Consider the following 11,682-nt stretch of genomic DNA (forward strand, 5'->3'; position numbering starts at 1 on the left):
TGTTCGATAGCTTAAAAGGTTGGCTGTGAATAGCAAGCTTATTTACTGCTATGGGTTCAAGCTACTTAAAGGTGAAACATCGCTTTGTGTTTGATTTAACTGAGTTTGCTTTATCGCATTAATCAGTTTCTGTTTATCTATCACGACACTGTTTTGGCTATATTTGGCTTGTTGCAATTGTTCAATTGCCGCTGATAACTCAGGCGATAATTTTGCTATAGCAGATAAATTTATCGGTTTATTGAACTGAGAACCATACCATTTTTGTAGTAAAGCAATCACTTTCGATACATCATTATTATCACAAGCATCTTCTATATCTTGTAAACTAATTGCGGTTTTTACAGCACTTTGTACTGAGGTGGTATCGGCTATTTGGGACGGCTTTTGACGTCTGGCTGTTAACCAAAGCGCCAAGGTTATTAGCCATAGTGTCGCAAATAACAAGGTTAACCAAGGCCATAATCCTGCTATTGAGGAGGTCGCTTGTGGCTGTTCTGCCACTGTAGGTTGAACAGGATTGATAGGGGCTGAACCTGTGATGGTGACAGTTCTTGCGGGGATAGTGGCATACTGCTGCTGACGTAAGTGTGGATTCCACCACGGCACTGAAATTTCAGGCAAGGTAAAAGTACCAGGTTGGGTTGGCACTATTGCAGTGGTTAAACTGTATTGAGCTATGACTTGATTCTCACGTACAACGGTTTGTCTGACTGGTTTTTCTGGGTAGGCTTTCAAGCCTTCTGGCATCGTAATTTTTATATCTGGTAAGCTGTTACTGTCGGCATTAGAGGCGACAATATTAATGGTTCTGGTGATTGGAGTTCCAATTTCAAACGCATTATTATCATTTTCTTCTGGCCATACTTCTTTAGCAATTAATAAATCACTGACTAACCAGTCACCTTGATATTGCTGAGGAATAGGGTTAATGACAATTTGAGTGTTTTCTGCAGTCGCTTGCATTGGGCGGCTTTCATTAAAACCAAACATCCCGCCACGCCTTGGAGCTTCAACTAAAATATCTCCTGAAAACCCTGCACCTTTTATAGCCAAAGTACCAGGTGTGTCAGCAATGATTGAGTAAGTACGTTCGATAACTCGAAATCGACGCCCATCAACAATTTCAACTGAATCTTTATCTTCACCGATTTGTTTTATTTCAGCGCCAGATATTTCAGGTGAACTGATGACGCCTCGTTGAAGTTCAGCGGCTAAAAATAGTTTTACTTGGTATGTCACAAGTTGACCAACATAGGCTTCTTGTGTGCTTAATTCGCCTTCAATAAACAAATTACGCATTTGTTGCGGTTGGCTGCCCGCTTTGGCGACGGTTAACGTAATGGGGTTAGATGTTACACCTTCCATTGTAAATGGCGGAATGGTCACAGTGCCTGCATTTTTAGCCGACAGTAACACTTGCCAGCGGGTTTCTTTTGTTGTATCAAAATTAACCATCTTTGTACTACGGCCAACGCTTGTTCGGCCGACAACAAAGTCTTTTAGTAACACAGACGTATCTAATGAGCCTGCGTTTAAATCAGCATCAGCAGTGACATTTAAAACAAAATATTCACCCTGCATGACAGGGTTTCTATCAACTGTTGCTTGAATTTGACTGACTGCAAAAACTTGCCCCGTAAAAAGAATAGTAAGAAGGGCGAAAACGATTCTGTTTACCACTGTTGTGTATCCTTAGGCAATTGGCCGCTTTGGCGACGCTTTTGATATTCTAATAGCATTTTATTTCTGATAAGCACTTGCGGATCTTCACTAACGGCACGCAATGCTCTCTCTAAATCTGCTGGTAACGGTTCTTCTGTAAGCTCACTGGCTGCAACAGATTGAGCTTGACTAGGTGAATCATCAGTAGGCTCAGGTTCTGTTGTGGTTGACGTTTGCTGTGAAGCGTTATTTGTCGATTCATTTGACGCATCTTCTGAAGTCGGTTCTGGCTCTGATGGCGATTTAGCCTCCATTTTTGCATCATTATTCGCAGACTGTTTGGGATCCTCAGTAGCATTGCTTTGTGCATCTTCTTGTTCTTGGGCGTTGTCTGATTGAGCCTGATCTGATTCAGATGAATCGGCATCTTGGCCATCTTGCTCATTTTGGGACTGCTCTTGTGAAGACTGGTCTTTTGATGCGCTGTCGTCTGAGTTCTGCTGTGATTGGTCATTTGATTGACTATCATCGCTCTGATTTTGTTCAGAATTTTTGGATTGATTCTGTTGATTATTAGCATCAGAACCATCTGATTTATTGTCAGACTGGCTGTCATCATTATTTTCATTATTACTATTTTGCTGCTCTTGCTGCTGTTTCATTTGCTCAGCAATTTGCAGGTTTTTCTGCGCTTGTGGGAAGTCCGGTTGTTGTGTCAATGCTTTTTGATAGCGCGCAATAGCTTCATCTAGTTGATTGAGTTGCATCAGGGTATTGCCTTGATTATATAGCCCCTGTGCTGTGCTATCTTGCTCAAACCCTGCGAGGGCGTTTTCATAATCCCCAGCTTTATATTGGGCACTGGCTTGCCATTGAGGCTGATTAAACTTTTTAGCGGCTTGGGCAAAATCTTCTGCAGATTGCGCTTGCATAAATTGCTCGCTAGCTTGTTGATCAGAGGTTTTCCATAAATCATCCCAAGTATTAGCTTGTGCTGGCGCCGGTTGCAGCATCATACCTATTGTGAAAAACGACATAATGGGTAATAGGGTAAACCTAAAGCTTAATAACACAGGGATAAGCAACAATAATGCAATATAAGGCCCTAAATCTTGCCAAGCTTCACCTTCTAACTCAGTGGCTTTGGCATCGCCGTCATTAGCTAACCAATCTTGCAACTGAGTTAACGAACGTCCATCTGCAGTCGCCGGGATCATAATCCCACCAGTAGGTTTAGCGAGTTTTTCCAGTAATGAAAAGTCAGTTTTGTCGATAACCACGTCACCGCTATTATTTCGTAAAAGTTGACCATCAGGTAATTGAATAGCCGCACCTTGTGCAGTACCAAATGCCATCACAGAAACTCGATACCGACTGCCTTCTAGTGCATTAGCTGCATCGGCATATTGCCTAGGATTCACCCCATCTGTCATTACAATAATATCGCCACTGATATGCCCACCCTGGGCTAGCAATTGCTGTGCTAGCGCGAGTGCAGAAGATAAATCTGAGCCTCTCACTGGCATGATATCTGGAGAAAGTGTTGGAAGCAGGTTGAGTAAAGTTGCATTATCACGAGTCAACGGGCTAATGGTAAATGCGTCGCCAGCAAATGCGATTAAGCCTGTTTCACCTTCAGTTAAACTACCAATAAAGTCCGTTGCACGGTATTTGGCTTGAGATAAGCGGTTAGGTTTTTGATCTGTGGCATACATGGATAAAGACATATCCATGATTAATACTCGGCCTTGTTCATTACTATAAACAGGTAAACTCTGTTTGTTCACAGCTGGCCCCGAAAGTGCCACGACTGCAATTATCCAACAGATAATTAATCCCCACTTAGGCTGCTTTTTAACCTGAGCAGCCTCTGTAATCAGTGTTTTGGCCAAATGTGGCGCAATATATTGCTGCCAAGCTAGGTTTTGTTTTTGGCTACGCCATAGGAGCAGCCCAAGCACTAATAATGGGATAAGTAATAGTAACCACTCAGGACGAATGAAGTGTAATTCCATTATTTGCCCCCTCGTGATGATATTTTGCTAAATGAGAATTGGCTGTGAATACTTATTACGACACTCATTAAAATAGCGAATAGTAATGGCCAATAAAATAATTCACTTTTAGGGCGATAGGTGAGTTGATCGCGGCTTACGGGTTCTAGTTCATCAATTTTTTGATAAATCTGAGCCAGCTCTTCACTATTTCTTGCGCGGAAGTAGTGGCCGTTGGTCATGTCAGCTAAGTTTTGTAGTTGTTCTTCATCTAAATCAAGTGAAGGATTAACTCGTTCGGTACCAAAAATGCTGCGACGCTCTAATACTTCAGCACCGACACCGACGGTATAGATGGTAACGTTTCGTTTTGCCGCAATTCTTGCTGCGACTTCAGGTTCGATGTTGCCAGCATTATTTGAACCATCGGTGAGAAGAATTAACACACGGTTACTATCGTTGACCATATCAAAACGTCTTACAGCTAAAGCAATTGATTCGCCAATGGCAGTTTGTTTGCCCACGAGGCCAATTTCGCTGTCAGCGAGGAATTGTGCAACAGAGCGTCTATCTTGAGTCAGCGGCGCTTGTAAGTATGCATGATCGGCAAACAAAATGAGGCCGAGTCGATCTCCATTACGGCGTTCAATAAAGTCACCAATAACATGTTTTATTAAGGTGAGTCGATCGACTGTTTTACCATTAATCACCATATCTTCAATTTGCATACTGCCAGATAAGTCCACTGCCAGCATGACATCTCGCCCTTCAGAGGGCAGCTCGATTGGCTCACCGAGCCATTGTGGTCTAATTAATGCGCAAATTAAACATAACCACATGAACCAATAGGCTTTTCTATTAGGTTTTTTAGGCGTGCTAGATACCGATATTTGGGCTTCACTGATGCCTGGAAGTTGTAAATGACCACCAGTATTCTTGCTAACTTGTTTAGATTTAATAAAAAACGGTAATGGTAAAAGCAATAACAACCAAGGCCATGTTATTGAGAACATGAGTCCTCCTTGTCATTTTGCTTTGCGACCATAGATGGCGGTAATTCGTTAGGGTTAAACGCTGTTAAGCGGGCTGATTTGGCAAGAAACACATGAGCAAGCCGTTGCAATTGCTTCGTTTCTTCTTGGGATAAGCCTTGCGATTGGTATCGTTTATTGAGCAATAATCCAATTTGACCGTGATGCTGTTTTGGTAAGCGTAGTTCTAGCCAAGCAAACCAGTGGTTGCCGTCAAGTTTGGCAAAATCTTGTCGTGGGAAATAACTCATCGCTGTTCGTTTAAGCAGGCTATTCACTTCAGTTGCATACTGTGGGCTGGCAATATCTAATTGGTTTAATACATCTAAAGCCGCTTTTCTTGGAGCATGGTACTGTTTATCTCGTTTAAGCTTAACCACCATTGCTATGGTGATACCGATGACGAGTGCGGCAAGTATCCAATAACCTGGCGCCATTGGCCATTGAGAAATTTGCTGAGGCAGCACGATATCTTCTAATTGCATTAAAGCTGGATTTGCTTGAGCTGAATTCATTTAGCGTAGTACTTCCAATTGGTCACTTAATCGTTTCCCTGCGTCAATAAATCGTGTGGGTACTTTAATCATCTTCATTAAATCAATAAATTGTTGTTGATTTTTAAGTTGGTTTTCAAGCCAAGTATCATAACTATGACGAGTTAATGTTAGTTGCTGTTTTCCATCACGTACTGGCAATGAAAAGCGCTTTGGAAGTGCTAACGTGCCTTGCCTTAATGGATCACTAATGACAAATGCTCCGACATCGCAATGGCGTTTGAGTTCAGTTAATGCGGCTAAACATTCTTGAGTAAAATGTTGGCCATCGGTAATAATCCATACTAATGAGCCTGGTTTAGCGATACGTTGCAAGCGTTGGCAAGCACGGAGTATGTGTTGAGGATCATGGGGTAGCTCATCAAAATGATTTAACTGATTACCATGTACCTTCATTAAGGCTGATGTTAACTGCAATATACCTTGTCGACGGCTTCGAGGCTTGAGCTCGAGATGTTCAGTTTCACTGGCTATGAATGCACCTAGTCGATCGCCATGATTAATCGCATTCCAACCTAGTGTTGCTGCCACATGTGCAGCTTGTACTGATTGCATTAATAGGCGTGAACCAAAAAACAAGCTATGACTAAGGTCAATGAAGAGAATAATAGGGCGTTCACGTTCTTCTACAAAAAGTTTTGTGTGCGCTTTTCCTGTCCTTGCCGTTACTCGCCAGTCAATGGTTCTGACGTCATCGCCATTTTGATAATGACGAACTTCAGCAAACTCCATTCCGCGACCTTTTATCAAGCTACTTCTGTGTCCTGCTTGACTTGCTTTAGCACGGCTGCGTTTATCGGGCATTGCACGAGCTGTGCTTTGACAGCTGAATAGCTCTTGCTCGGTCAAATTGACCCCATTACTGAATAACGGTAACGGGGAAACTTGTGCTTGTTCAAATGGCATCTTTGCAGTCCGGGTTTAAGGTACAGCCACTTGGCTTAAAATATGGCTAATGACATGATCTGCATTAATTCCTTCAGCTTGTGCTTGATAACTTAATAATAAACGGTGTCTTAGCACATTCGGAGCAACTGCTTGGATATCCTCTGGTGAGACATAATCACGTTCTTGTAGCCACGCTCTAGCTCGAGCACATCGCTCTAATGATATTGAAGCACGAGGGCTGACGCCATATTCTAACCATTTAGCTAGCTCTGGACTGTAGCGCTCAGGTTGGCGTGTCGCCATAATTATCTCAACAATGTAACTTTCTAGCGGCTCTGCTAGATAAAGCTCCATGGCTTGATCACGTGCGGCAAATACATCTGACTGGGCGACAGGCTCAATAGTCGGTAATGTTTGAGTAATCGCTTCTTTGCGCGATTGTCTTAAAATTTCACGCTCAGTATCGGCACTTGGATAATCTAGATTTAAATGCATCAAGAAGCGATCAAGTTGTGCTTCAGGAAGTGGGTAAGTCCCTTCGTTTTCAAGTGGGTTTTGCGTTGCCATGACTAAAAACAAATTTGGTAGGGGGTAACTGTTTTTACCCACCGTAACTTGGCCTTCTGCCATTGCCTCAAGTAACGCCGATTGCACTTTTGCTGGCGCACGGTTAATTTCGTCAGCCAAAATGAGGTTATGGAATATAGGCCCTGCTTCAAATTCAAATGTGGCTGTTTGCGCACGGTAAATATCGGTACCGGTTAAATCTGCAGGTAATAAGTCCGGAGTAAACTGAATACGGTGGAAATCACCTTCAACGCCATCACATAATGCTTTCACTGCACGTGTTTTTGCAAGACCTGGCGGGCCCTCAACTAATAAGTGTCCATCTGCAATCAATGCAATCAGTAGGTTTTCAGTTAATACAGGTTGTCCCAAAATGACGTTGTCTAAATAGGCACGTAAAGAATGAAATCGACTCAAAGGCATGATGATACTCAATTAATTTCAGAAATTTATCTAATTAAACCTATGTTAATGAATTTCATTAGCCTTTGGCTAGTAGCATTAACAGATTTTCATTTTTAATTAATTCTGAGTGATATTTTGTGAATTTATTCATTGGGAAAGAGCAAATAAAGCGAACTTTGGAATATTTTAAAGTTAATGCTCTATATTTTAATCGTATGATTATTAATGATTATTTATTGGTTCAGTCAGTGCTTTTGATGATAATTACTGCTATTTTTCATACGGATGTTTAAAACTTCGCAATTAAAAGTTAGAATCAGATCACACTTTTATGGTCAGACCAGATCTGTCTGACATAATTTAAGTATTCACTGACAAGCCAGATAAGGCTAAACAATTAAAAGAGGGTGAACAATGAGTGATAGACAACAAGTAACCAACGCTCGTGGGGAGCGTATCGCTATTGTGGCGGGTCTTCGAACCCCGTTTGCAAAGCAAGCAACTGCTTTTCACGGTGTATCAGCACTGGATATGGGCAAAATGGTGGTTAATGAATTGCTGTCTCGCTCAGAACTTGACCCTAAAACAATTGAGCAACTGGTATATGGTCAGGTTGTTCAAATGCCTGCAGCGCCAAATATTGCACGTGAGATTGTACTGGGAACGGGTATGGATGTCTCAACAGATGCGTACAGTGTGACTAGAGCTTGTGCCACAAGTTTTCAATCAGCGGTCAATGTTGCTGAATCGATTATGACTGGTAATGTTGAAATCGGTATTGCTGGTGGTGCAGACTCCTCGTCAGTTTTACCTATTGGCGTTTCAAAAAAACTGGCACATGCCTTAGTTGATTTAAATAAAGCACGTACCTTTAAACAAAAGTTTGCCATTGCACGTCGACTCGGTTTAAAAGACTTAATGCCAGTACCTCCGGCGGTTGCTGAGTACTCAACTGGGTTATCAATGGGCCAAACAGCTGAACAAATGGCAAAAACATACGGTATTAGCCGAGCTGATCAAGATGCGCTAGCACACCGTTCTCATACGCTTGCAACTGAAACATGGAATTCAGGTAATCTTGCTGATGAGGTAATGACAGCCCATGTTCCTCCTTACAAGCAGTTTATTGATCGTGATAATAATATTCGTGAAAACTCAGTATTAGAGTCTTATGCCAAATTACGTCCAGCCTTTGACCGTAAACACGGCTCTGTAACAGCTGCAAACAGTACACCATTAACCGACGGCGCTTCTGCCGTTATTCTAATGAGCGAAGGCCGTGCTAAAGCATTGGGTTACGAGCCTATCGGTTATATTAAAAGTTATGCATTTACTGCAATTGATGTGTGGCAAGACATGTTGATGGGACCTTCATACGCAACACCATTAGCACTAAAGCGTGCTGGCATGGAGTTAGAAGATTTAACATTAATTGAAATGCATGAAGCATTTGCAGCACAAACATTAGCCAATATGCAAATGTTTGGTTCTAAGAAATTTGCGGAAGAAAAGCTAGGTAGAAATCGCGCCATTGGTGAGATTGATATGAGCAAGTTTAATGTATTAGGTGGTTCTCTTGCTTATGGACATCCATTTGCAGCAACTGGAACACGTTTAATTACCCAAGTATGTCGTGAACTTAAACGTCGTGGCGGTGGTACTGGTTTGGCTACAGCATGTGCTGCTGGTGGTCTTGGCGCAGCAATGATTGTAGAAGTGGAGTAATTCTGATGGAAAAGACATTTAATTTATCTCGCCGCGAAGACGGAATAGCAGTGTTAACAATGGATGTTCCTGGTGAAACCATGAACACCTTAAAAGCAGAATTTGGTCCAGAAATCAGTGAAATACTAGCTGAAATCAAACATGATGCCAGTGTGAAAGGGCTTGTGGTTATCTCGGGTAAAGCTGACTCATTTGTTGCTGGTGCAGATATCAGCATGTTAGATGCATGCACTAGCGTTGCAGCTGCTAAAGAGCTGTCTCAGCAAGGGCATGTTGTATTCAATGAGCTTGAAAATTTATCGATTCCTGTCGTAGCAGCTATCAATGGTGCATGTCTAGGTGGCGGCTTAGAATTAGCGTTAGCGTGTCATTTACGTGTTTGTACTGATGACAAAAAAACCATCATGGGTGTGCCGGAAGTGCAACTTGGTTTACTGCCTGGTGGTGGGGGAACACAACGTTTACCGAGAAAAGTCGGTATTACCACTGCACTTGATATGATGCTAACAGGCAAACAAATTCGCCCTAAACAAGCACTTAAAATGGCATTGGTTGATGACGTAGTACCTGAGTCTATTTTATTAGAAACTGCTATTGCAATGGCCAAAAAAGGTAAGTCAGCAGCAAAAGTCGCTAAGAAAAGCGCATTAAATAAGGTGCTTGAATCAACAAGCGCAACTCGCGATATCATTTTTGATCAAGCTGCAAAACAAGTCCTTAAAAAGACCCAAGGTAATTACCCAGCGCCAGCCAAAATTATTGACTGTGTTAAACAAGGCATGAATAAAGGCATGATTAAAGGGCTTGAAGTTGAAGCCAGTCATTTTGCCGAATTAGTCATGTCATCAGAGTCAGAAGCACTTCGCAGCATTTTCTTTGCTACGACAGAAATGAAAAAAGAAACAGGTGCCGATGGAGCTGAGCCGCGTAAGGTTAATAAAGCCTTAGTTATCGGTGGTGGTTTGATGGGAGGCGGTATTGCTTCTGTGACAACGACTAAAGCTAAAATCCCTGCACGTGTGAAAGACATTAATGAAAAAGGGTTAAGTAACGCGTTAGCTTATGCTTATAAATTATTGGCTAAAGGCGTTAAGCGTCGTCATATGACTCCAGCTGTTAGAGATAATTTAATGGCATTGATGACGACAACGACTGAATATAAAGGTGTTAAGGATGCCGATATTGTCGTTGAAGCCGTTTTTGAAGATTTAGCTCTTAAGCACCAAATGGTAAAAGATGTTGAGCGTGAATGTCATGAAAATACTATTTTCGCTTCAAATACGTCTTCGTTACCGATTGGACAGATTGCAGAGGCAGCTTCCCGTCCTGAAAACGTGATTGGTCTTCATTATTTTTCACCTGTTGAAAAAATGCCGCTGGTCGAGGTGATTGCCCATAAAACGACATCACCAGAGACGATTGCAACTACGGTTGCATTTGCGCGTAAGCAAGGCAAAACCCCGATTGTTGTTCAAGACGGTGCGGGTTTCTATGTGAACCGTATTCTTGCTTTATACATGAATGAAGCCGCTCAAGTTTTATTGTCTGGCGAAAAAGTAGAAAGTTTAGATAAAGCCCTCGTAAAATTTGGTTTCCCAGTGGGACCCATTACATTATTAGATGAAGTCGGAATAGATGTTGGAGCTAAAATTGCGCCGATCTTAACGCAAGAGTTAGGTGAAAGGTTCAAAGCCCCAGATGCGTTTGACAAGTTGTTAGCAGACGATCGAAAAGGTCGTAAAAATGGCAAGGGCTTTTATCAATATGGTAATAAGAAGTCTAAAGCTAAATTGGTTGATGAGTCCGTTTATCAGGTACTTGGTGTCAATAATCAATCTACTGGTTCGGGTAGTGATATTGCCATGCGCTGCGTGGTCCAAATGCTCAATGAGGCCGTTCGCTGTTTAGATGAGGGTATTATTGCCAGTGCTCGTGATGGTGATATTGGCGCAATCTTCGGGATTGGGTTCCCACCTTTCTTAGGCGGTCCATTTAAATACATGGACAGTATGGGAATCGCTAACTTAGTGTCAAAATTACGTCAGTATCAACAACAACATGGCGATAGATTCGAACCTTGTGAAAGGTTGGTCAACATGGCTGAGTCAGGCAGCACTTTCTATTAGCCGTAAGTCATACTTTATGGTTGATTAAAATTAACAAAGCGGCAACAAATTGCCGCTTTTTCATTCTAAAGTGGCATGTTTTAGCCTAATAAATAGCCTATATGTCTATTTTTTACTTTCCAGTATAATAGTCTTATTTGCTACTCTTATAGCTAACAGCTTAGTTCTTGGTTATAATATCGCCGTTATTGGCAGGGTGAGATAGCTGATAAAGAATTAAAAAAAATGGAATGTTGTTAACTGAATAAATTATTGAGGTTTCAGTGATATTTCTACTCTTGTTGATTTCGTGTTTATCAGGATATTTTCTGGGTAATCAAGCTTTTGTCAATGGGATGGCTGTTAAAAGATGGTCTGTAGCTGGAATGCTTATGGGGCCGCTTGCTTATCCATTATTCAATAGTCATAAGTATTTATTAACCAAGAAGATATCTAACCCAAATGAACATAAACGTTCATTTTAAATAGATGTAGATCTAAAAAAAGGGAGCGTAAGCTCCCTTTTTTATTGTCTGTATGAAGTGGCTAAATGCAGTATTAGCTCCACCAAGCTTTTGCTGGAATCACTTCTAAGTGCTCTAGCCCTTCTGGCAACTTAACTCTTTTACGTTGTGGTTTCGCAATGCCAAGTACTTTCTTTAAAGAATTAAACATAATGAATCTCCTAAGCGATGCTTGAGTTGCTGAACTTAATGTTTGGCAGGCCAGCGACTTGTGTTTCAGTAAA

General features: G+C 41.7%; 9 protein-coding genes. 2 read left to right on the top strand and 7 right to left on the bottom strand.

Translation table 11 applies throughout. The features are described from left to right. Positions 1-48 precede the first annotated feature (48 nt). From AB4128_RS14660 to AB4128_RS14685, 6 genes are read right to left on the bottom strand one after another with little or no spacing between them, the layout of a single operon-like run. Entirely contained in the window at positions 49-1,683 is a 1,635-nt protein-coding gene (locus tag AB4128_RS14660; protein ID WP_372038139.1) for a BatD family protein, read from the bottom strand. Beyond that, complete coding sequence (locus AB4128_RS14665) at positions 1,677-3,680, bottom strand: VWA domain-containing protein (RefSeq protein ID WP_372038140.1); 2,004 nt, start codon at positions 3,678-3,680, stop codon at positions 1,677-1,679. Before AB4128_RS14665 ends, AB4128_RS14660 begins: the two co-directional genes overlap by 7 nt. Continuing rightward, entirely contained in the window at positions 3,680-4,672 is a 993-nt protein-coding gene (locus tag AB4128_RS14670) for a VWA domain-containing protein (RefSeq protein WP_372038142.1), read from the bottom strand. Before AB4128_RS14670 ends, AB4128_RS14665 begins: the two co-directional genes overlap by 1 nt. Next, entirely contained in the window at positions 4,660-5,205 is a 546-nt protein-coding gene (locus AB4128_RS14675; RefSeq protein WP_372038143.1) for a DUF4381 domain-containing protein, read from the bottom strand. Before AB4128_RS14675 ends, AB4128_RS14670 begins: the two co-directional genes overlap by 13 nt. Then, positions 5,206-6,150, bottom strand: coding sequence for a DUF58 domain-containing protein (locus AB4128_RS14680; protein ID WP_080916166.1), 945 nt, complete (start codon positions 6,148-6,150; stop codon positions 5,206-5,208). It lies immediately after the preceding gene. A gap of 15 nt (positions 6,151-6,165) precedes the next feature. Beyond that, complete coding sequence (locus AB4128_RS14685; protein WP_055026198.1) at positions 6,166-7,122, bottom strand: MoxR family ATPase; 957 nt, start codon at positions 7,120-7,122, stop codon at positions 6,166-6,168. 396 nt (positions 7,123-7,518) lie between these two features. Here AB4128_RS14685 and fadI point away from each other — a divergent pair, with 396 nt between their 5' ends. Beyond that, the gene (fadI, locus tag AB4128_RS14690) at positions 7,519-8,829 is read left to right on the top strand and encodes an acetyl-CoA C-acyltransferase FadI (protein WP_065110659.1); all 1,311 of its coding nucleotides are present in this window, start codon (positions 7,519-7,521) and stop codon (positions 8,827-8,829) included. 5 nt (positions 8,830-8,834) lie between these two features. Next, positions 8,835-10,955, top strand: coding sequence for a fatty acid oxidation complex subunit alpha FadJ (gene fadJ, locus AB4128_RS14695; RefSeq protein ID WP_055026200.1), 2,121 nt, complete (start codon positions 8,835-8,837; stop codon positions 10,953-10,955). A gap of 537 nt (positions 10,956-11,492) precedes the next feature. On the opposite strand, the gene AB4128_RS14700 is transcribed toward fadJ, so the two are convergent. Next, on the bottom strand, positions 11,493-11,682 hold a 190-nt coding region (locus AB4128_RS14700), incomplete at its 5' end, for a hypothetical protein (RefSeq protein WP_372038145.1).

The sequence above is a fragment of the Shewanella sp. 10N.286.52.A9 genome, from assembly GCF_041468985.1.
GTDB classification, from domain to species: domain Bacteria; phylum Pseudomonadota; class Gammaproteobacteria; order Enterobacterales; family Shewanellaceae; genus Shewanella; species Shewanella japonica.